This is a genomic window from Nocardia gamkensis NBRC 108242, from assembly GCF_001612985.1.
GTDB classification, from domain to species: domain Bacteria; phylum Actinomycetota; class Actinomycetes; order Mycobacteriales; family Mycobacteriaceae; genus Nocardia; species Nocardia gamkensis.
Genome location: NZ_BDBM01000006.1, coordinates 23565 through 45038 on the forward strand (window position 1 = coordinate 23565; position 21474 = coordinate 45038).

The 21474-nt window shown below is 69.1% G+C and carries 20 protein-coding genes; 4 read left to right on the top strand and 16 right to left on the bottom strand.

Translation table 11 applies throughout. The annotated features are described in order from the left end of the window. Nucleotides 1-14: 14 nt before the first annotated feature. The gene (locus NG1_RS06455; RefSeq protein WP_062968974.1) at nucleotides 15-1553 is read right to left on the bottom strand and encodes a sensor histidine kinase; all 1539 of its coding nucleotides are present in this window, start codon (nucleotides 1551-1553) and stop codon (nucleotides 15-17) included. Next, the gene (locus NG1_RS06460) at nucleotides 1531-2235 is read right to left on the bottom strand and encodes a response regulator transcription factor (RefSeq protein ID WP_062969321.1); all 705 of its coding nucleotides are present in this window, start codon (nucleotides 2233-2235) and stop codon (nucleotides 1531-1533) included. The genes NG1_RS06455 and NG1_RS06460 overlap by 23 nt, the downstream gene beginning before the upstream one ends. A 261-nt stretch (nucleotides 2236-2496) precedes the next feature. On the opposite strand from NG1_RS06460, the gene NG1_RS06465 reads away from it, so the two are divergent. Next, nucleotides 2497-2787, top strand: coding sequence for a hypothetical protein (locus NG1_RS06465; RefSeq protein WP_157113884.1), 291 nt, complete (start codon nucleotides 2497-2499; stop codon nucleotides 2785-2787). Between the two features lie 310 nt (nucleotides 2788-3097). Here NG1_RS06465 and NG1_RS06470 read toward each other — a convergent pair whose 3' ends face one another. Continuing rightward, on the bottom strand, nucleotides 3098-3751 hold the full coding sequence (locus tag NG1_RS06470) for a hypothetical protein (RefSeq protein ID WP_157113885.1): 654 nt from the start codon (nucleotides 3749-3751) through the stop codon (nucleotides 3098-3100). 92 nt (nucleotides 3752-3843) lie between these two features. Beyond that, on the bottom strand, nucleotides 3844-4086 hold the full coding sequence (locus NG1_RS06475) for a GntR family transcriptional regulator (RefSeq protein ID WP_062968982.1): 243 nt from the start codon (nucleotides 4084-4086) through the stop codon (nucleotides 3844-3846). A gap of 201 nt (nucleotides 4087-4287) precedes the next feature. Between NG1_RS06475 and NG1_RS06480 the strand changes: the two genes are divergently transcribed. Genes NG1_RS06480 through NG1_RS06490 form a run of 3 tightly spaced genes read left to right on the top strand, consistent with a single transcriptional unit; the run spans nucleotide 4288 to nucleotide 5953 of the window. Continuing rightward, the gene (locus NG1_RS06480) at nucleotides 4288-4572 is read left to right on the top strand and encodes a hypothetical protein (protein WP_157113886.1); all 285 of its coding nucleotides are present in this window, start codon (nucleotides 4288-4290) and stop codon (nucleotides 4570-4572) included. Continuing rightward, nucleotides 4572-5120 (top strand): DUF6879 family protein, encoded by a 549-nt coding sequence (locus tag NG1_RS06485; RefSeq protein ID WP_062968986.1) that lies wholly within the window; start codon nucleotides 4572-4574, stop codon nucleotides 5118-5120. Before NG1_RS06480 ends, NG1_RS06485 begins: the two co-directional genes overlap by 1 nt. Nucleotides 5121-5125: 5 nt before the next feature. Continuing rightward, nucleotides 5126-5953 (top strand): helix-turn-helix domain-containing protein, encoded by an 828-nt coding sequence (locus tag NG1_RS06490; RefSeq protein ID WP_245659807.1) that lies wholly within the window; start codon nucleotides 5126-5128, stop codon nucleotides 5951-5953. A gap of 71 nt (nucleotides 5954-6024) precedes the next feature. Here the strand turns inward: NG1_RS06490 and nuoN are convergent, their stop codons facing one another. The 12 genes from nuoN to NG1_RS06550 all read right to left on the bottom strand — a co-directional run bounded on the left by nuoN (nucleotide 6025) and on the right by NG1_RS06550 (nucleotide 21458). After that, on the bottom strand, nucleotides 6025-7572 hold the full coding sequence (gene nuoN, locus NG1_RS06495; protein ID WP_245659819.1) for an NADH-quinone oxidoreductase subunit NuoN: 1548 nt from the start codon (nucleotides 7570-7572) through the stop codon (nucleotides 6025-6027). A 74-nt stretch (nucleotides 7573-7646) separates the two neighbouring features. Then, on the bottom strand, nucleotides 7647-9272 hold the full coding sequence (locus NG1_RS06500) for an NADH-quinone oxidoreductase subunit M (RefSeq protein WP_084498755.1): 1626 nt from the start codon (nucleotides 9270-9272) through the stop codon (nucleotides 7647-7649). Next, entirely contained in the window at nucleotides 9269-11155 is a 1887-nt protein-coding gene (gene nuoL / locus NG1_RS06505) for an NADH-quinone oxidoreductase subunit L (protein WP_062968993.1), read from the bottom strand. The genes NG1_RS06500 and nuoL overlap by 4 nt, the downstream gene beginning before the upstream one ends. A gap of 1 nt (nucleotide 11156) precedes the next feature. Next, nucleotides 11157-11456 carry an NADH-quinone oxidoreductase subunit NuoK gene (nuoK, locus tag NG1_RS06510; RefSeq protein ID WP_040866745.1) on the bottom strand — a complete coding sequence of 100 codons (300 nt, stop codon included), beginning with the start codon at nucleotides 11454-11456 and terminating at the stop codon, nucleotides 11157-11159. Beyond that, nucleotides 11453-12283 carry an NADH-quinone oxidoreductase subunit J gene (locus tag NG1_RS06515; protein WP_040866746.1) on the bottom strand — a complete coding sequence of 277 codons (831 nt, stop codon included), beginning with the start codon at nucleotides 12281-12283 and terminating at the stop codon, nucleotides 11453-11455. The genes nuoK and NG1_RS06515 overlap by 4 nt, the downstream gene beginning before the upstream one ends. Then, nucleotides 12280-14190 (bottom strand): NADH-quinone oxidoreductase subunit NuoH, encoded by a 1911-nt coding sequence (gene nuoH / locus NG1_RS06520; RefSeq protein WP_084498736.1) that lies wholly within the window; start codon nucleotides 14188-14190, stop codon nucleotides 12280-12282. The genes NG1_RS06515 and nuoH overlap by 4 nt, the downstream gene beginning before the upstream one ends. Next, on the bottom strand, nucleotides 14183-16714 hold the full coding sequence (locus NG1_RS06525) for an NADH-quinone oxidoreductase subunit G (RefSeq protein ID WP_084498737.1): 2532 nt from the start codon (nucleotides 16712-16714) through the stop codon (nucleotides 14183-14185). The genes nuoH and NG1_RS06525 overlap by 8 nt, the downstream gene beginning before the upstream one ends. Further along, the gene (gene nuoF, locus NG1_RS06530; RefSeq protein WP_062968995.1) at nucleotides 16711-18033 is read right to left on the bottom strand and encodes an NADH-quinone oxidoreductase subunit NuoF; all 1323 of its coding nucleotides are present in this window, start codon (nucleotides 18031-18033) and stop codon (nucleotides 16711-16713) included. The genes NG1_RS06525 and nuoF overlap by 4 nt, the downstream gene beginning before the upstream one ends. Continuing rightward, complete coding sequence (gene nuoE, locus NG1_RS06535) at nucleotides 18030-18800, bottom strand: NADH-quinone oxidoreductase subunit NuoE (protein ID WP_062968997.1); 771 nt, start codon at nucleotides 18798-18800, stop codon at nucleotides 18030-18032. Before nuoE ends, nuoF begins: the two co-directional genes overlap by 4 nt. Then, nucleotides 18797-20131 carry an NADH dehydrogenase (quinone) subunit D gene (gene nuoD / locus NG1_RS06540; RefSeq protein WP_062968999.1) on the bottom strand — a complete coding sequence of 445 codons (1335 nt, stop codon included), beginning with the start codon at nucleotides 20129-20131 and terminating at the stop codon, nucleotides 18797-18799. The genes nuoE and nuoD overlap by 4 nt, the downstream gene beginning before the upstream one ends. Continuing rightward, on the bottom strand, nucleotides 20131-20907 hold the full coding sequence (locus tag NG1_RS06545; protein WP_174315414.1) for an NADH-quinone oxidoreductase subunit C: 777 nt from the start codon (nucleotides 20905-20907) through the stop codon (nucleotides 20131-20133). The genes nuoD and NG1_RS06545 overlap by 1 nt, the downstream gene beginning before the upstream one ends. After that, nucleotides 20904-21458: a NuoB/complex I 20 kDa subunit family protein gene (locus NG1_RS06550; protein WP_040866749.1), complete on the bottom strand. Its 555-nt coding sequence runs from the start codon at nucleotides 21456-21458 to the stop codon at nucleotides 20904-20906. Before NG1_RS06550 ends, NG1_RS06545 begins: the two co-directional genes overlap by 4 nt. Nucleotides 21459-21474 lie beyond the last annotated feature (16 nt).

Sequence of the window (21474 nt, forward strand, 5' to 3'; positions counted from 1 at the left end):
GGTTGACAGGCCGATCAGTTCACGGCGCCGGGCAGGCGCACGGTGAATTCGGTGTGGCCGGGTTCGCTGGCCACCGAGATGTCACCGCCGTGCGCCTTGACGACGGCCGCGACGATCGCCAGACCGAGGCCGGTGCTGCCCGCCCGCCGCGAGCGCGAGGAGTCGCCGCGCGCGAAACGGTGAAAAACCGTGGGCTGCAATGCTTCCGGTATGCCCGGACCATCGTCGGTCACCTGTAGCACGGCTCCTCCGTCGCCGTGGAAGTTCAGCGAGGTGAGCACCGTTGTGCCGGGGCCGGTATGGACCCGGGCGTTGGTCAGCAGATTCGCCAGCACCTGATGCAGCCGGGCAGCGTCACCGGTGGTCACCACCGGCTCGTCGGGTAGCTCCAGATCCCATCGATGCTCGGGCCCCGCGATGTGCGCGTCGCTCACCGCGTCCACCGTGAGCTGGGTCAGATCCACCGGCTCGTGTTCGAGTCCGCGGCCGGAATCCAACCGCGCGAGCAGCAGCATGTCCTCGACCAAACCCGTCATCCGCCGGGATTCGGACTCCACCCGGGCCATCGCGTTGGCCACCTCGCCGGGCACCTCCGCGCGTTTGCGTTGCGCCAGTTCGGCATAACCGCGAATGGCGGCCAGCGGGGTACGCAGTTCGTGACTGGCATCGGCGAGGAATTGGCGGACCCGCGTCTCGCTGTCGTGGCGCGCGGACAGCGCGCTGGTGATGTGATCGAGCATCCGGTTGACCGCCGAGCCGAGCTGGCCGACCTCGGTGCGCGGATCGGCGTCGGCGGCGGGAACCCGCACGGGCAGGACCACTTCACCGCGATCGAGTTCGAGGCCGGCCACCCGCGCGGCCGTCGCCGCGACCCGGTCCAGCGGCGCGAGCGCGTGCCGGATGATCCAGATGCCGACCAGGATGGCGACGATCGACACGACCGCCGTGACGATTCCCAGAATCAGCAGGACGCGCAGCAACGTCGCATCGACGGTGGTCAACGGCAAACCGGTGACGACGACGTCGCCCGACCAGGTCTTGTCCGCGACCACTCGATACCGGCCCTGGCCGCCGAGAGCGACATCCACCGGTCTGCCGGTGGCCGCCACCGCGGCGAGTTGCTGTTGCGCGCTCCGTGACAGCGACCCCTGTGTGCCGTCGGCGCCTATGCGGCCCGCTTTGGTGACGCTTCCTTCGTGCACGATGGCGCCGATCATGTCGGGCTGGATGCCCCGCCGGTCGAGGAAGGCCGGTCCCGGACCGGTGCCAGGGGGTGGGAGAGGCGGTGGTGGCGGTGGCGGCTGCCCGCTGGGGGGTGGCCCGAGACTCGGACCGCCGCCGACATCACCGAGCGAGCGCTTCTGCACGTCGATCAGTTCGGTGTCCAGTTGGTGCACCAGGAACTGCCGCAGCGCGAATTCGGTGGCGGCGCCGATCCCGACGACGACGATCACCAGCAACAGCACCTGACCGACCAGCAGGCGGGCCCGCAACGACCAGCGCCGTGGCCGAAGCACCCGGCGCGCCGCCTCAGCCTGCGGGCTTGAGGACATACCCGGCGCCGCGCAGCGTGTGGATCATCGGTGCGCGGCCGTTGTCGATCTTCTTGCGCAGATAGGAGACATACAGCTCGACGATGTTGGACCGGCCGCCGAAGTCGTAACTCCACACTCGGTCCAAGATCTGCGCTTTGCTCAAGACCCGCTTCGGATTGCGCATGAAGTACCGCAGCAATTCGAATTCGGTGGAGGTCAGGACGATCACCTCACCGGCACGGGTGACCTCGTGGCTGTCTTCGTCGAGCACCAGATCACCGACCACCAGCTGCGCGTCGCTGTCCTCGGTGGCCACGCCGGTGCGGCGCAGGAGCGAACGCAGCCGCAGCACCACCTCTTCGATGCTGAAGGGCTTGGTGACGTAGTCGTCGCCACCGGCGGTCAGCCCGGCGATGCGATCCTCCACCGAATCCTTGGCGGTCAGCAGGAGCACCGGCAGGGACGGGAGCTGTGCGCGCAATTTTCCGAGTACCTCGAGGCCGGTCATGTCCGGCAGCATCACATCGAGCACCACCACGTCCGGGCGGCCCTCACGGGCCTTGGCGATGGCGGTCCGGCCGTCACCCGCGGTCGTGACCTCCCACCCCTCGTACCGCAGCGCCATCGACATCATCTCGGCCAGCACGGGCTCGTCGTCGACCACCAGGACGGTGATCGGACTGCCGTCGACGCGGCGCAGCACAACTCGTTCGGCCGGGCCGTTCCCGGTGGTCGTCGCGGACATCGTCCCACCATGGCCACGAACGCTTGGGGTTCGCTGTGCCGTACCTATGTGTCCGCTGTGAGCACGGGCTCAGCGCAACCGGGCCCGCACCGCGGTTCACAGCCGGCACATAGCTTCCGCCAACGAAGGACAAATGTCGACGCTCAACGATTCTCGGGTCGGCCTCGAGCAGGGGCCGACGGCTTCGGACCTGATCCGACAACAGGAGGAACGCAGATGAGTTTCACATCGAAGCTGGCAATGACCGCCGTGACGGGCGCCCTCGCGCTCGGTGCGCTCGGCATCGGGGCCGGTGTGGCCAGCGCCGATGCTCCTCAGGGACCGGTGCCGGGACAGCAGTGCCAGCCTCCTGGCGATCACCCGCAGGGCCCGCCTCCCGGTGACCACCCGCAGGGTCCGCCGCCCGGCGAGCGTCCGGACGGCCCGCCTCCGGGCGATCACCCCGATGGCCCGCCGCCCGGCGATCACCCGGACGGCCCGCCGCCGCAGTGCCCGCCCGGACAGTAATCTGCCCCATCCGTGACATATCCGGAGAACGACTGAGCAGATCGAGCGAGGCGGTGGCCCTGACTGTCCACCGCCTCGCTTCTGCCGGCCATCCGCTTGCCATGCCACCGCGATAATCCCGGCACAGCCGTCTCAGCGGTCGCCGTGCCGAGCAGTAGGCCGCCACGGCACCGCTTCCGAACTACCAGGGTCGATCGGCCAGGCCGAATCAGAGGGGGTCGGGCTCGTGCGATCCGTAGACCGGTGGTTCGAATGCCGTGGTCTGCGGATCGGCCGGGGGCGCGGTGCTGCGACGGCTCTGGCCATGGCCTTACATCTGCCGGATTCGGAGGAACGCGCCGGTGCGGTCGAACTCGGCGACCATGTCCGTCCGCGGGGAGGTGACGTTCGCGACGATCCGGATCTCCCGGCCGAAGCGGCTGACGATGATCACGGTGACCTGGCCATCGGCGAGTTCGCTGCGAACCAGAGCGGTATCGACGATGTCCTCGATCCGCCCGAGTCCCGGCACCTCGCCGATCGCGAAGTTCTCACCGTCGATGTTGTCGAAGGCCGAAACCCGCACGGGTTGCGGCGCACTGAGCGCACCGAGGGTGAACGAGTAGTCGTCGAGTCGGCGGGAACCGTCCGGATCGCGCACCCGCAGTCGAACGGCCGCTTGCCGTGCGGTGAGATCCGGCCGATCGGAAAGGAATCGAGTCACCTGGTTCGGCTGATCGACCGACACCAGGCGGAACCGGGTGGAATTCGGCGCGGTCAGCAGGATGACATTCGCCTGGAAATCAGCGATTCCCAGACGCTCTCGCACCGCGGTGATCGCCGAATCAGCCAGCCCGTTCACCAGTCCGCCGCCCCGCGCCCGCAAATCCTGTTCGAAGTCGCCGCGGTCGACCGCACCGATACATCCACCGGCGCTCAGCACGACCGAACACAGTGCGGCCCTCAGCCACCTCCGACGGTCCATACCGGAATGCTAAACGTCCACTGGTCATACGCGACGTCGATCCGGCCACCCGCTCCTCATCGGCGATCCGAGCGAAGCCGTCCCGCCTCGGCTCACAAGGTGAATCTGCGTCCCTTCGCGGCCCATTCGCCGCGGCCGCGCTGCGTGATGGTCCAGCGACCGCGGTGGCGGCAGTCCATGATCAAACCACGCGACTGCAGCCGCAGCAATGCGCTGCGTACCGACCATGCGGTCAGTCGCGCCTGCTGGGCCAGTTGCTCGACGGTGAGCAATCCGCCTGGCGCCAGCACACCCAGCACCGCGAAATCGGCGGCAGTCCTGGGTCGTCTGATCATGTCGGAGCCCTTTCCCTCGGGGGAGAAAGGCAGCCCGGGATCGACGTCGGCGCCGTGGCCCCGAGTTGCCGAATCGACGGTAGAAGCCAAGCGGTACCGCCGCCACGACTTTGCGCGACTTTGCGAAGTGCGTTGACCCGCAGAGCCTCCGGTAGGGACGATTGCACGACATCGTCCGCCAGCTCTCGCAAAGGATCAGCTATGAACCTGCGACTTCTCGGATCCGGATCCGATCATGGAGCTTGTCCCGCCGTGTACGCGAGCGACACGGGCGTGCTCGTGGTGCAGGGCGATGCCACCGACCGCACCGGGACGGTCCTGGTGCCGCACCAGCTGCTGGACTGGCTGGAGCCGGGGATGCGGCTACGGGTGGAGGCGAGCGGAACCTGTGGGTCGGTGCTGGTGGCCGGGGAACCGGTCACCGATCCCGAGTTACTCGCCCAGTTGACTCTCGAATGTCACGAAACCGCGGTGGTGGTGCGCTGATGCTGCACGTCGTCGGCGACCGCTGTTACGAGCCGCTGTTCCGGGCGGCTCGGTTCCGCGCGTTCCATCTGGAGGTTCGGGATCAGTACCTGATGGACGACGAGCAGGAGGCGTTGCGCCGCTTCGATGCCGGAGTAGCGTACGAGCGAGAGGAACAGCCCGAGTCGTGGAAAGCCTGGGATGCTCTGATGGTCGAGTCAGCCGGTCGCGGGGTCGCGCTCGAACGACTACGCGTCGTGACGGTGCCGCACACGGACTACACCCGGTGGCTGTTGTCGGCGACCGACGACAACATCGCCACCGGCGAGGCGGTGCGCTGGCTGCCGCGACATCTGGTCGATCCCGCCGATCTGCCCTACGACGATTACTGGCTGTTCGACACGAACACGGTCGCCTTCAACACCTTCGCCGAGGACGGGGCGTTCACGGGGTTGTCGATCACTACCGACCCGGCGCTGGTCGCCCGCTACTCACGGGTGCGGGAGCGGCTGTGGCCCAAGGGGATCGACCATCAACGATATTGCGAGAGTGAGCACGTAGGCGAGTGAACGGTGTGTCGGACGCACGCGAGGTGCTGGGCGCGCGCCTGCGTGAACTACGTCGCGCCGCCCACCTCACCGGCTTGGAACTGGCCGCGAGGTGCGGCTGGCATTCGAGCAAGGTCTCGCGGATCGAGGGCGGCAAGCAGACGCCTTCGGAGGCGGACCTCGCCGCGTGGTGCGAGGCGTGCGGCAATACGGCGGTGCTGGACGATCTGGTGGCCAACGCGCGCAATCTGCAGTCGATGTACCTGGAGTGGCAACGCACCGTCGCCTCCGGACACGCGCGCAGGCAACGGCAGTCGATCGACCTGGAGGCGCAGACCACGCAGATCCGCTGGTACGCGCCGGACACGTTGCCGGGGCTGCTGCAAACCGAGGGCTACGCGCGGGCGATCCTGACCGCCTGCATCGCCGTCACCGGCGGACGCGACGATCTGGAGGACGCGGTTGCCGCGCGCATGGCCCGCAAGCAAGTGCTCTTCCGGGCCAAACACCGGTTCCACTTCGTGGTCAACCAGGCCGCGCTGTGGCGCACGGTCGGCGACGCCGCCACCATGACCGAGCAACTCACCCACCTGCTCGCGGTGATGGCCAATCCGAGGGTCCGGCTGGGCATCATCCCGATCTGCGCCGACTACCGCGCCCCCGCGACGAACTTCGTCATCTACGACCGGGCGCAGGTGCTCACCGAGACGGTCTCGGCCGAACTGACCATCACCCGGCCGTCGGAGATCGCCCTGCACGAGAGAACCTTCGCGATCCTCGCCGACCAAGCCGAGTACGGCGATCGCGCCCGGGCCTTGATCGCGAAGGCCTTGGAACGCCGGCGCGGCTCCTGAGCGCACCGAAGCGCGAGAACGGTGATGCCGCCGCTGTCGCCCAGCGACGGCATCGCAGCGGCCGAGGCCCGTCAGCGGACGAATGTCGCCGCCTGATCGGCGAGGTCGAGCAACGGCTGCGGGAACACGCCGAGCGCGAACGTGACCGCCGCGGTGATCGCCACGATCGTCGTCGTCATCGGCGGGGTGACCAGCAGCGGAGCGTCGGCGGGCGGGTCGGTGAAGAACATCAGCACGATGACCCGCAGATAGAAGAACGCCGCGATGGCACTGCAGATCACGCCGATGACGACCAAGGCTGCCGCGCCGCCCGACGCGGCAGCCTCGAACACGGCGAACTTGCTGACGAATCCGCTGGTGAGCGGCAAACCGGCGAAGGAAAGCAGGAACAGCGCGAAAACGGTGGCCAGCCAGGGGGAGCGGCGGCCTAGCCCCGCCCACCTGGGCAGGCCGGTGGCTTCGTCGCCGTCCGGTTCGCGGACCAGGCTGACCACGGCGAACGCGCCGAGCGTGCCGATGCCGTAGGCCGCCAGGTAGAACAGCACCGCCGCGACACCGCGGTCGTTCGCCGCCACCGGGCCGGTGAGCAGGAAACCGGCATGTGCCACCGAGGAATACGCGAGCATCCGTTTGACGTCGGTCTGCGTGATCGCCATGACCGCGCCGACGGCCATGGTGGCTATCGCGACGGCGGCGAGGATCGGCCGCCAGTCATCGCGCAGGCCGGGCACCGCGACCTGCAGGACCCGCACCAGCGCGCCGACCGCCGCGATCTTGGTGGCCGCCGCCATGAAACCGGTGACCGCGGTGGGAGCGCCCTGGTACACGTCCGGCACCCAGGACTGGAACGGCACGGCGCCGATCTTGAACAGCAGACCGACGGAGAGCATCGCGACCCCGAGCACCGCCAGCGTCGCGTTGTCCGGATGCTGGGCGATGGCGTCCGCGATGCCGCCGAGCCGCACGGTGCCCGCCTGGCCGTACAACAGCGCGACACCGTAGAGGAAGAACGCCGAGGAGAACGCGCCGAGCAGGAAGTACTTGAGCGACGCTTCCTGCGACAGCAACCGCTTGCGCCGGGCCAGTCCGCACAGCAGATACAAGGGCAGCGAGAGCACTTCGAGCGCGACGAACATGGTCAGCAGATCGTTGGATGCCGGAAACAGCATCAGCCCGCCGATGGCGAGCAACGTCAAGGGGAACACCTCGGTGGTCGCCACACCCGCGCGCTGCGCCGCCGTTTCGGCCGCGCTGCCGGGCACCGCCGAAGCCTGTGGTGTGAACGCGTCCACACCGCGCTCGCGGGTGGCGGCGGCCCGGCTCCAGGTTCCCGGTCCGGACCGCGCCTGCGGACGAGGCTCGGCTCCGCGCTCGGCGATGAACAGGATGGCGAGGATCGACACGACCAGGATCGTGCCCTGCAGGAACAGCGTCACGCCGTCGATCGCGACCGCACCGGCGACGGCGGTGGATTCGGTGCCCGCCAACGCCACTACGGCGATCAGCGCGGCGGCCAGGCCCACCACGCCCAGCACCAGGTGAACGGTATAGCGGTAGTTGCGGGCGACGAACGCTTCGGCAAGTACGCCGAGCACGGCGGCGCCGAACACGATGAGCATGGGAGACAAGGCGCCGTATTCGATGCTCGGCGCGGGAACGCTCGCGGCGAGTGTCGCAGCGGAGGCGAGGTCGTTCACTTGTGGGCACCTCCGGGATGGTGGGCCGAGCCCGCCTCGGGCAGTGGGGGCGTCGAGGGCGCGGGATCGTTGCGGCCGATGGTGGTGAGGGTCTGGCTCACCGCGGGATTGATGAAGTCGGTGAGGACTTTCGGATAGATGCCGAGGAACAGCAGCGCGGCGATGAGCGGGACCACCACGACGACTTCGCGCGGCGCCAGATCATAGATCCGCTCGTTGCCCTCCTTCACCGGTCCGGTCATCATCCGCTGGTAGAGCCAGAGCACATAGAGGGCCGCGAGTACCAGCGCACTGGCGGCGATCACGGCGGCGAACCCGTAGCGGGTGAATGTCCCGATCAGCACCAGGAATTCGCTGACGAACGGGGCGAGTCCGGGAAGCGACAGCGTCGCCAGACCGGCGATGAAGAACGTCCCCGCCAGCACCGGGGCCACCTTCTGCACCCCGCCGTACTCGGCGATGAGCCGGGTCCCCCGCCGCGAGACCAGGAATCCGGCTACCAGGAACAGCGCGGCGGTGGAGATGCCGTGGTTGACCATGTACAGCGTGGCGCCGGTCTGGCCTTGGCTGGTCATGGCGAAGACACCCAGGATGATGAAGCCGAAGTGGGAAATCGAGGTGTAGGCGATCAGCCGCATCACGTCGGTCTGCCCGATGGCGAGCAGGGCGCCGTACACGATGCCGATCACCGCGAGCGTGATCACCAGCGGCGCATAGGTGTCCGACGCATCGGGGAACAGCAGCAGGCAGTAGCGCAACATCCCGAAGGTGCCGACCTTGTCCACCACCGCCATCATCAGCACCGCGCTGGACGGCGTGGCCGCGACGGCGGCGTCGGGCAGCCAGGTGTGCAGCGGCCACAGCGGCGCCTTGACCGCGAAGGCGAACATGAAGCCGAGGAACAGGGCATTGAGCACCGCGGGTCCGGCGCCGAGTTGCCCGGCGTTGGCGGCGGCGACCACCGTGCGGAAGTCGAACGTGCCCGACGAACCCTCACCCAGGCCTTCCCGGGCGGTGAGCACGTACAGCCCGATGACCGCGGCCAGCATGATCAGCCCGCCGAACAGGTTGTAGAGCAGGAATTTCACCGCCGCGCGGGAGCGCTGCCTGCGCAGCAGCGCGTCCCCGGTGCGCGGCCCGAACCCGCCGATGAGGAAGTACATCGGGATGAGCATCGCCTCGAAGAACACGTAGAACAGCAGGATGTCCAGCGCGACGAAGGAGATCAGCACCATCGCCTCGACGAGCAGGGTGAGCGCGACGTAGGTGTGGGCCACCCGTCTGCCGCTGCCGACTTCGCGATCGTCGTGCCAGCCCGCCAGGATCAGCAATGGCACCAGCGCCGCGGTCAGCAGCACCAATACCAGCGCGATGCCGTCCAGGCCGAGGGTGTACCCCGCGCCGAACGCAGGGATCCACCGATGGGATTCGACGAACTGGTACTGCGCGCCCGCGGTGTCGAAGCGTACGGCGAGCGCGATGCCGATTCCCAGCACCAGCACCGAGAAGCCCAGCGCCACCGCACGAGCGAGGGTGCGCTGCGCGGCGGGCAGCGCGAGCACGATCGCCGCACCGACGACCGGGGCCAGCCACAGCGTCGTCAACCAGGGAAACTCGTTCACCACAACCTCACCGCCAGCAGGGCGGCGGCCACCAGGGCCGCGCCGGTGAACATGGACAGGGCATAGGAGCGCACGAATCCGGACTGCACTCGCCGGGCCCGCGCGGACAACCCGCCGATCAGCGCCGCCGTGCCGTTGACGACGCCGTCGATGCCGCGGTTGTCGAGGAAGACCAGCGCCCGGGTCAGGTGCTGTCCGGGCCGCATGAACCCGGCTTCGTTGACCGTGTCGCCGTACAGATCGCGCCGCGCCGCGACGGTCAGTGCGGAGACGGATTCGGGCGCGGTCTCGGGAATCTCGCGCTGCGCGTACTGCGAGTAGGCGACCGCGACACCGACCGCGACCACGCCGAGCGCGAGAATCGTGACCAGCGCCGCCGGAACGGTTTCGGTGCCGTGGTGGGCGCCGACGACCGGTTCGAGCCAATTCTGCAGCGAGGAGCCGGAGACGAACACCGCACCGGCTCCGACCGAGCCGAGGGCGAGCAGGATCATCGGACCGGTCATCACCGCGGGGGATTCGTGCGGGTGGGTGTCCGGTTTCCAGCGGCGCTCGCCGAAGAACGTCATCAGCATGACCCGCGTCATGTAGAACGCGGTCAGCCCCGCGCCGAGCAGCGCCGCCAGTCCCAGCGCGATCCCGCCCGGACCGCCTTGGTTGAACGCCGCCTCGATGATCCGGTCCTTGGAGAAGAACCCGGCGAACGGCGGCACCCCGATGATGGCGAGGTAGCCGAGGCCGAAGGTGACATAGGTGATCGGCAGCAGAGTGCGCAGTCCGCCGTAGCGGCGCATGTCGGTTTCGTCGTCCATCGCGTGCATCACCGAACCGGCGCCGAGGAACAGCCCGGCTTTGAAGAACCCGTGGGTGAGCAGATGCATGATGGCGAAGGCGTATCCGGCGGGCCCGAGCCCGGCCGCCAGCACCATGTAGCCGATCTGGCTCATCGTGGAGGCGGCGAGCGCCTTCTTGATGTCGTCCTTGGCGCAGCCGATGATCGCGCCGAACAGCAGGGTGACCGCGCCGACCAGCACCACGCCGAGGCGCGCGTTCGGTGCGAGATCGAAGATCGCGTTGGAGCGCGTGATCAGGTAGACGCCCGCGGTGACCATGGTGGCCGCGTGGATGAGCGCCGACACCGGGGTGGGGCCCTCCATCGCGTCGCCGAGCCAGGACTGCAGCGGCACCTGGGCGGACTTGCCGCACGCGGCCAGCAGCAGCAACAGGCCGATCGCGGTGAGCGTGCCCTCGCTCGCTCCGGGCGCGGCGCCGAACACGACGCCGAAGTCGACCGAGCCGAAGGTCGCGAACATCACCATCATCGCGATCGCCAAGCCCATGTCACCGACCCGGTTGACGACGAACGCCTTCTTGGCGGCCGTTGCCGCCGAAGGCTTTTCGTGCCAGAACCCGATGAGCAGGTAGGAGGCCAGGCCGACGCCCTCCCAGCCGAGGTAGAGCACGAGGTAGTTGTTCGCCAGGACCAGCAGCAGCATGGCCGCGAGGAACAGGTTCAGGTAGGCGAAGAACCGCCGCCGCGCCGGATCGTGGCTCATGTAGCCGATCGAGTAGACGTGGATCAGCGAACCGACGCCGGTGATCAGCAGCGCGAAGCACATCGACAGCTGGTCCAGCTGCAGCGCGAAATCGACCTGGAGGCCGGTCACCGGGACCCAGCTGAACAGGTCCTCGCGCACCGCGCGGGCGGCGGTGTCGCGCCCGAGCATGTCGGCGAACGCGAACACCGCGACGCCGAACGAGGCCAGCGCCATGACGGTGCCGAGCAGATGACCCCACTTGTCGGCGTAGCGTCCGGTCAGCAGCAGGACGATCGCGCCCGCCAGGGGGAGGGCGGGCAGCAGCCACAGCGTTGCGGTGTCCACGTCAGAACTTCAGCAGGTTGGCGTCGTCGACCGAGGTCGAGCGGCGGGTGCGGAAGATGGTCATGATGATGGCCAGGCCGACGACGACCTCGGCTGCGGCGACCACCATCGTGAAGAACGCGAACACCTGACCGTCCAGGTCGGCGTGCATCCGGGCGAAGGTGACGAACGCGAGGTTCACCGCGTTGAGCATGAGTTCGATGCACATGAACACGACGATGGCGTTGCGCCGCAGCAGCACTCCGGCCGCGCCGATCGTGAACAGCAGGGCGGACAGGAACAGGTAGTTCTCGGGATTCACCGGTTGCCTTCCTCGTCGCTGGGGTTGTCGGTCCCGTCCGATGCGGGCGTGGTGCCGACCGAGATGACGGCCGCTTCGGTGAGCGCCCTGGTGCGGCGGTGCCGCAGGATGGTGCTGACCGACAGTTCCTCGAACGACCCGTCGGGCAGCCGCGCGGGGACGTCCACCGCGTTGTGCCTGGCGTAGACGCCGGGAGTGGGCAGCGGGGTCGCGCGGTGCCCTTTCTCGCGGAACCGGCGGCGCGACAACTCGCGCTGATCGGTACGGGGCCCGAACTGCTCGCGGTGGGCCAGCACCATGGCGCCGATGGTGGCGGTGATCAGCAGGGCGCCGGTGAGCTCGAAGGCCCACACGTAGCGCAGGAAGATCAGCTCGGCCAGTTCGGCGATCACGTTGCGGCCCGGAAATCCGTTGGCGGGAAAGGTGATTCCGGATTCGCGTACGCCGTGGGCGATTCCACCGCTGAGCAGCAGCCCGAAGCCGACGCCGACCGCGGCGGCGGCGAGCCGCTGCCCGCGGATCGTCTCTCGCAGCGATTCGGCGGAGTCGACGCCGACGAGCATCAGCACGAACAGGAACAGCATCATCACCGCGCCGGTGTAGACCACGATCTGCACGACGCCGAGGAACAGCGCGTCCTGGGCGATGTAGAACGCGGCCAGCGCGATCATCGTGGCGGCCAGGCACAGCGCGGAGTGCACCGCTCTGGGGGCGAACACCATACCGAGCGCGCCGAGCACCGCCACCGGGGCGAGGATCCAGAAGTGGACGGTCTCGCCGGTGGAGGCGCGGGTCAACGGCTCCGCCGCCAGGATCAAGTCGGTCACCGTGTCGCTCCTTCCGCGGCCGCGGCGGCGGGTTGCCGCGGCGCCTCGCCCGGGTGGGGGACCGCCGTGGCACCGTTGGTGGCCGGCGCGTCGCCGGGTACCCGGCCGAGGTAGTAGTCCGCTTCGTCGGCGCCGGGGTGCATGGCGTGCGGCGGCGCGGTCATCCCGGGCTGCAGCGGCGCCAGCAACCGATCCTTCTCGTAGATCAGGTCGGCTCGGTTGTCGTCGGTCATCTCGTAGTCGTTGGTCATCGTGAGCGCCCGGGTGGGGCAGGCCTCGATGCACAATCCGCAGCCGATGCAGCGCAGGTAGTTGATCTGATAGACCCGCCCGTACCGTTCACCGGGCGAGAACCGTTCGGTCTCGGTGTTGTCGGCGCCTTCGACGTAGATCGCGTCGGCGGGGCAGGCCCACGCGCACAGCTCGCAGCCGATGCACTTCTCCAAGCCGTCGGGATGCCGGTTGAGCTGATGCCTGCCGTGGTAGCGCGGCGCGGTCGGCGTCTTCTGCTCCGGATAGAACTCGGTGTTCGGCTTCTTGAACATGGTCGCGGCGGTGACCGCGAACCCGGCCAGCGGCTCGAGCAGGCCGGCCTTGGTGCGGGTGGCGTCGCGCGCGTGCGCGTCGGCGGGCAGCGGCGGCACCGGGAACCCGAGGAATACCGTGGAGTCGGTGGACTCCGCGGCCACGGGTTCCTCGACCTGCGGCGGTGTTCCCATGGCCCGGCCCGCCCGCAGGAACTGCAGCACCAGCAAGCCGGTGACCACCAAGCCGCCGATCACCAGGATCGGAGTCTGCACCGGGTAGCCCTCGGCCTGCAGCACCCGTGCGGTGGCCACCACCATGACCCAGGCCAGCGAGGTCGGGATCAGCAGTTTCCAGCCGAGATTCATGAACTGGTCGTAGCGCAGCCGGGGCAGTGTGCCGCGCAGCCAGATGAATACGAACAGGAATGTCCAGACCTTGGCGGTGAACCACAGCACCGGCCACCAGCCGGAGTTCGCGCCGTCCCACATGTTCAGCGGCCACGGTGCGTGCCACCCGCCCAGGAACAGGGTGGTGGCCAGCGCCGAAACCGTTCCCATGTTGACGTATTCGGCCAGCATGAACATGGCGAACTTGAGCGAGGAGTACTCGGTGTGGAAGCCGCCGACCAGCTCGCCCTCGGCCTCGGGCAGGTCGAACGGGGCCCGGTTGGTCTCGCCGACCATCGAGACGCAGTAGATCAGGAACGACGGCAGCAGCAGGAACACATACCAGGTGCCCTCCTGCGCGGACACGATGCCGGAGGTGGCCATGGTGCCGCCGAGCAGGAACACGGTCGCGAAGCACAGCGCCATCGCGATCTCGTAGGAGATCACCTGCGCGGTCGAGCGCAATCCGCCCAGCAGCGGATAGGTGGAGCCCGACGACCAGCCGGCCAGCACGATGCCGTAGACGCCGATGGAGGTGATCGCGAGGATGTACAGCACCGCCACCGGCAGATCGGTGAGCTGCAGCGGGGTGGTGACGCCGAAGACCGACACCTCGGGTCCGAGCGGGATCACCGCGAACGCCATGAACGCCGGCACCACCGAGATGACCGGCGCCAGGATGTAGATCGGCTTGTCCACGATCGCCGGGACGATGTCCTCCTTGAGGGCCATCTTCACGCCGTCGGCGATGCTCTGCAGCGACCCGAGGGGGCCGGTCCGGTTCGGGCCGATCCGCATCTGCATGCGTGCCACGATCTTGCGTTCCGCGAGCACCGCGATCAGCGGGATCAGCATCAGATAGACGAAGATGGCCACGGCCTTGGCGATCACCAGCCACAGCGGGTCGTGTCCGAAGCCCGCGGGGGTGTACGGATCGGAGGCAGCGGCGTGCGTGACCGCCGACGCGGTGACGAGCGTGGCGAGCTCACTCATGACGGTGCTCCTTCATCCTCTCGTCGGCGTGCCGCAGATGCACGATCGCGCCGGGCTGAACGGCGAGCTGCTCGGCGATGGAGCAGCCGGGCGAGTGCTGCGGCAGCCACACCACGCGGTCGGGCAGGTCGCTGATCATCAGAGGGAGCGTGACCTCCCCGCGGCTGGTGGCGACGGTGACCGGATCGGCGGGCTGCACGCCGAGTTCGGCGGCGGTGGCGGCCGACAGGCGCACCATCGGCGGCCGGGCGATGCCCGCCAGATTCGGTTCGCCGTCCTGCATGCGTCCCGCGTCCAGCAGCATGCGCCAACTGGCGAGCACCGCGGTGCCGGGCTCGGGCCGCGGCAGCGGATGCGGCTGGTGTGTGGGCGCGGTGACGGGCGCGCCGTCCCACGCGCCGAGTTCGTCGAGTTCGGCGCGGGCGGACTCGACGTCGGGCAGGCCCAGGCGCACCGACATCTCCTCGGCGATGGCGTGCAGCACCCGTTGATCCGACAGCGGCGCGGACCGGCGGCGCACCATGTCCTCGCCGAGCGCGGCGGCGAACGGGCGCGGCCTGCCCTCCCAGGTGCGGAAGGTGCCGGATTTCTCCATGGCCGCGGCCACCGGGAACACCACGTCGGCGCGTTCGGTGACCGCGCTGCGGCGCAGTTCCAGGCTCACCACGAACCTGGCCGCGTCGATCGCGGCCAGCGCGGCGGCCGGGTCGGGCAGGTCGGCGACGTCGACCCCGCCGATGACCAGTGCGCCGAGGCCGGAGGCGGCCTCCAGGATGGCCGTCGTGTCGCGGCCCGCGCCGACGGGCAGTTCCGGCACGTTCCAGACGGCTCGAACCTGTTGGCGGGCACGGGGATCGGCGACCGGCCTGCCGCCGGGGAGCAGGCCGGGCAGGGTGCCCGCTTCGACCGCACCGCGTTCGCCTGCCCGGCGCGGCACCCAGGCGAGGGCGGCTCCGGTTTCGTCGGCGAGGCGCACGGCGGCCGACAGCGCGCCCACGACGCCCGCCATCCGCTCACCGACCATGATCACCGCGCCGGGTTCGCGCAGCAGCCGGGCCAGATCGGCGAGCTGGGCGGGATCCGCGCCGGGCGTGGTGATCTCGCCTGCGCGGATGGCGTCGAGCAGATGCGGTTCGGCGCCGGGCACGGCGCGCATCAGCCGTCCGGACATGCGCTCGAGCCCGCGCGAGGAGTACGGCGCCAGCGAGTAGATCGGCAGGCGGCGCTTGCGCGCGGCCTTGCGCAATCGGAGGTAGACGATCGGCGACTCTTCTTCGGGTTCGAATCCGACGAGCAGGACGACCGGTGCGGCCTCCATGCTGTCGTAGGTCACCGCGGCGGACCGGCCCGCGACGCGGGCGGCGAGGAAGTCGGCCTCTTCCGCCGAATGCGCGCGGGAACGGAAGTCGATGTCATTGGTGCCGAGGGCGACTCGCGCGAACTTGCCGTAGGCGTAGGCGTCCTCTTCGGTGACCCGGCCGCCGACGAGCACGCCGGCGTTGCCGAACGACGCGGCCAGTCCCTCGGCGGCCGCGGCCAGCGCCTCCGACCAGGAGGCCGGTGCGAGTTCGCCGTCCCAGCCGCGCACCAGCGGGGTGGTGAGCCGATCGGGTTCGGTGGCGTAGGCGAACGCCCAGCGGCCTTTGTCGCAGTTCCACTCCTCGTTGACCTGCGGGTCGTCCCCGGCCAGTCGGCGCAGCACCTTGCCGCGCCGGTGGTCGGTGCGCTGCGCGCAACCGGAGGCGCAGTGCTCGCAGACGTTCGGGCTGGACACCAGGTCGAACGGACGCGCGCGGAATCGGTAGGCGGTGCCGGTGAGCGCGCCCACCGGGCAGATCTGCACGGTGTTGCCGGAGAAGTAGGAGTCCAGGGGTTCGGCCTGCGCGGTCCCGACTTGTTGCAGCGCACCACGGTCCATCAGCTCGATGAACGGATCCCCGGCGATCTGCTGGGAGAAACGGGTACAGCGGGCGCACAGCACGCAGCGTTCCCGGTCCAGCAGCACGGCTGTCGACAGCGGAATCGGTTTCGGATAGGTGCGTTTGCGTCCGTCGAACCGGGATTCGGCGCGGCCGGTGGACATCGCCTGGTTCTGCAGCGGGCACTCGCCGCCCTTGTCGCATACCGGGCAATCGAGCGGATGGTTGATCAGCAGCAGCTCCATCACGCCCTCCTGCGCCTTGTCGGCCGCGGGAGAGGTGAGCTGGGTGCGCACCACCATGCCGTCGGTGACGGCCATGGTGCAGGAGGCGACCGGTTTGCGCTGTCCCTCGACCTCGACCAGGCATTGACGGCAGGCGCCGACCGGGTCCAGCAGCGGATGGTCGCAGAAGCGGGGGATCTGGATGCCGATCAGTTCGGCGGCCCGGATCAGCAGCGTGCCGGGCGGCACGCTGACAGCGGTGTCGTCGATGGTCACGGTCACCAGATCGGCGGGCGCGGGCCCGCCGCTGTCCACCGTGGCAGGCCCACTCGTCGCCCGACCGCCACCCCTGATCGAATCGCTGCGCGATACCGGTTTCATCGGACCTCTTCTCCTGACTCGGCCCACGCGGTGCAGCGCGCCGGGTCGAATGGGCATCCGCCGAGCCGCAGGTGTTCGGCGTACTCCTCGCGGAAGTACTTCAGCGAGGAGATGATCGGGCTGGCCGCGCCGTCGCCGAGGGCGCAGAACGACTTGCCGTTGATGGTGTCGCTGATGTCGAGCAGCTTGTCCAGGTCGGCGGTGACGCCCGCGCCCGCTTCGATCCGTTGCAGCAGCTGCACCAGCCAGTAGGTGCCCTCCCGGCACGGGGTGCACTTGCCGCAGGATTCGTGGGCGTAGAACTCCGTCCAGCGCAGCACGGCGCGCACCACGCAGGTGGTGTCGTCGAAGATCTGCAGGGCCTTGGTGCCGAGCATGGATCCCGCGCCCGCGACGCCTTCGTAGTCCAGCGGCACGTCGAGGTGTTCCTCGGTGAACAGCGGCGTGGACGAACCGCCCGGGGTCCAGAATTTCACCCGGTGCCCGGAACGCACGCCGCCCGCGTAGCCGAGCAGTTCGCGCAGCGTGACGCCCAGCGGCGCCTCGTACTGCCCCGGCCGGGCCACGTGCCCGGACAGTGAGTAGAGGGTGAATCCGGGCGACCTCTCGCTGCCCATCGAGCGGAACCACGCGATGCCGTTGCGGATGATGGGTGGCACGCTGGCGATGGATTCGACGTTGTTGACCACGGTCGGGCAGGCGTAGAGACCGGCGACGGCGGGAAACGGCGGGCGCAGGCGAGGCTGGCCGCGGCGGCCTTCCAGCGAGTCCAGCAGCGCGGTCTCCTCGCCGCAGATGTAGGCGCCCGCGCCGGCGTGCACGATCAGCTCGAGGTCGTAGCCGGAGCCGAGGATGTCGTGCCCGAGGAAGCCCGCCTCGTAGGCCTGGGCCACCGCGGCCTGCAACCGTCGCAGGACCGGCACCACCTCGCCGCGCACGTAGATGAACGCGTGCGCCGCGCGGATGGCGTAGGCGGCGATGACGACGCCTTCGATCAGCGCGTGCGGCGAGGCGAGCATGAGCGGAATGTCTTTGCAGGTGCCGGGCTCCGACTCGTCGGCGTTCACCACCAGGTAGTGCGGTTTGGTGACGCCGTCGGGCCCGGGACCCTGCGGGATGAAGCTCCACTTCATGCCGGTGGGGAAGCCCGCGCCGCCGCGGCCACGCAGGCCCGCGTCCTTGACGGTCTGGATGATCTGGTCCGGTTCCATCCGCAGGGCGGTGCGCAGCGCCTGGTAGCCGTCGTGGCGCAGGTAGGCGTCCATCGTCCAGGACCGCGGATCGTCCCAGTGGGTGGTCAACACCGGGGTGAGCGTCATCGCGGGCCCTCCGGATCCTCTTGCGGCGCAGGGGCTTGCATGCCCTGTTCGCGGGCGATCCGCAGACCGGCGAGCGTGGCCGAGCCCGCGGCGCCGTCGAGCACGCCGGGGCGCTCGTCCGGGAACCCGGCCAGGATGCGCGCGGTCTGCTTGAACGTGCACAACGGGGCGCCCCTGGTGGGAGTGACCTGCTGTCCGGCGCGCAGCGCGTCCACCAGGGCGCGCGCGGATTCGGGCGTCTGGTTGTCGAAGAACTCCCAGTTGACCATCACCACGGGCGCGAAATCGCAGGCCGCGTTGCACTCGACGTGCTCGAGCGTGATCGATCCGTCCGCCGTGGTCTCGCCGTGCCCGATGCCGAGATGGTGCTCGAGCGTGGCGAGGATGGCATCGCCGCCCATCACCGCGCAGAGCGTGTTGGTGCACACTCCGACGTGGTAGTCGCCGGTGGGTGTGCGCCGGAACATCGAGTAGAAGGTGGCCACCGCGGTGACTTCGGCGCCGGTCAGGCCCAATTGCTCGGCACAGAACTCGATCCCGGTTCCGGTGACGTAGCCCTCCTCGGACTGCACCAGGTGCAGCAGGGGCAGCAGCGCCGAGCGCGGATGCGGATAGCGCGCGATGATCTCCTTGGCGTCGGTCTCGAGTCGCTCCCGCACGAAGGGCTGATAGGGCTCGGGCCGGGTGCCGAGCTTCAGCAGGACTCGCGTCCCGCCCGGCGCGCAGGCACCGCCGTCGGTGGATTCGCTGTGCGATGTCGGGTTCATCGGTCCACTCCGCCCATGACCGGGTCGATACTGGCGACCGAGGCGATGACGTCGGCGACCATGCCGCCCTCGCACATCGCCGCGACCGCTTGCAGATTGGTGAACGAGGGGTCGCGATAGTGCACCCGGTAGGGGCGGGTGCCGCCGTCGCTGACCATGTGCACGCCCAGCTCGCCGCGCGGCGACTCCACCGCCGTGTACACCTGGCCCGCGGGGACGCGGATGCCTTCGGTGACCAGCTTGAAGTGGTGGATCAGCCCCTCCATGGAGGTGCCCATGATCTTGCCGATGTGCCGGGGCGAGTTGCCGAGGCCGTCCGCCCCGACCTGGAGGTCGGCAGGCCAGGCGATCTTCTTGTCGTCGATCATGACCGGGCCTGGCCGCAGCCGGTCCAGGCACTGCTCGACGATCTTCAGCGACTCCTTCATCTCCTCCACCCGGATGACGTAGCGGCCGTAGCAGTCGCACCCGCTGGTGGTGGGGACGTCGAATTCGTAGTTCTCGTAGCCGCAGTAGGGCTGGGCTTTGCGGAGGTCGTGGGGCAGGCCGGTGGCGCGCAGCACCGGGCCGGTGATGCCGAGGGCCATGCACCCCTGCAGATCGAGATAGCCGATGTTCTGGGTGCGCGCCTTCCAGATCGGGTTGGCGGTGAGCAGGTGTTCCATGTCGCGCAGCCGTTTGGGCAGCAGTGCGAGCAGTTCGCGCACCTTGGTGACCCCGTTGTCGGGCAGGTCCTGGGCCAGGCCGCCGGGGCGGATGTACGCGTGGTTCATGCGCAGTCCGGTGATCGTCTCGAACACGTCGAGGATCAGCTCGCGTTCGCGGAAGCCGAACAGCATCGGCGTCAGCGCGCCGAGTTCCATGCCGCCGGTGGCCAGGGCGACCAGATGCGAGGAGATGCGGTTGAGTTCCATCAGCAGCACGCGGACGATCGTGGCGCGCTCCGGGATCTGCTCGGTGATGTCGAGCAGTTGCTCCACACCCAGGCAGTAGGCCGTCTCGTTGTAGAACGGCGACAGGTAGTCCATGCGGGTGACGAAGGTGACGCCCTGGGTCCAGTTGCGGAATTCGAGATTCTTCTCGATCCCGGTGTGCAGGTAGCCGATTCCGCAGCGGGCCTCGGTGACCGTTTCGCCTTCGATCTCCAGGATCAGGCGCAGTACACCGTGCGTGGACGGGTGTTGCGGGCCCATGTTGACGACGATGCGTTCCTCGCCCGCGCCGGCCAGCGTCTCGGCCACCTGGTCCCAGTCCTGCCCCGCCACGGTGACCGTGACGGGCTCGGGTGCGACGCCCTCGGCGACGCCGGGCGCGGTGTCGGTGTCGTTCATCAGCTGTAAGCCCTCCGCTCGTCGGGCGGCGGGATGCGCGCGCCCTTGTATTCGACCGGGATCCCGCCGAGCGGGTAGTCCTTGCGCTGGGGGTGGCCGCGCCAGTCGTCCGGCATGGTGATCCGGGTCAGCGAGGGGTGCCCGTCGAACAAGATGCCGAAGAAGTCGTAGGTCTCGCGCTCGTGCCAGTCGGTGGTCGGGTACACCTCGTAGAGCGAGGGAATGTGTGGGTCCGCGTCCGGTGCGGAGACCTCCACCCGCACGCGGCGGTTGTGCGTGATCGACATGAGGTGATAGACGGCGTGCAGCTCACGGCCGGAATCCTGCGGGTAGTGCACTCCGTTGACGCCGAGGCAGAGTTCGAAACGCAGTGCGGGATCGTCGCGCAGCGCGCGCGCCACCGGCAGCAGCTGCTCCCGGTGCACGTGCAGGGTGAGTTCGCCGCGGAAGACGATCACCTTCTCCAGCGCCGCGTCCGGGCGGGTGCCGGTGGCGGTGAGGGCGGCGCGCAGCGCGTCGACCACTTGGTCGAAGTACCCGCCGTAGGGGGCGGGCGTGCTGCCGGGCAGAGTGACCGGGCGGACCAGGCCGCCGTACCCGGAGGTGTCGCCGGTGCCGGTGACGCCGAACATGCCGCGGCGCACCCCGATCACGTCGGCTCCGCTCTGCGCGGAATCCTCCTCCGGCAAAGTGCCTTCGGGGCCCGCTGTGGCCGCGGCGTCGATCGCGTCGTGCGCGGGCGGGATGTCGGTGTCGTCGGGGGTGTCGAAGGTCATCGCAGCAGACCCTCCATCCGGATGGTCGGCGTCGAGGCGAGCGCGGCCTGTTCGGCGGCGCGGATGGCCTCTTCGCGGTTGACTCCGAGCGGCATCTGCTGAATCTTGGCGTGCAGTGCCAGGATCGCGTTCAGCAGCATCTCCGGCCGGGGCGGGCAGCCGGGCAGGTAGATGTCGACCGGCACCACATGATCGACGCCCTGCACGATGGCGTAGTTGTTGAACATCCCGCCCGACGAGGCGCAGACGCCCATCGCCAGCACCCATTTCGGTTCGGTCATCTGGTCGTAGACCTGGCGCAGGACCGGGGCCATCTTCTGGCTCACCCGGCCCGCGACGATCATCAGATCCGCCTGCCGCGGCGAGGCGCGGAACGCTTCCATGCCGAAGCGGGCGATGTCGAAGCGGCCCCCGCCGGTGGCCATCATTTCGATGGCGCAGCAGGCCAGCCCGAAGGTGGCCGGCCATAGGGAGCCCTTGCGCAGGTATCCGGCGAAATCCTCGACTGTGCTCAGCAGGAAGCCGCTGGGCAGTTTTTCCTCGAGACCCATGTTCTACTGACTCGCT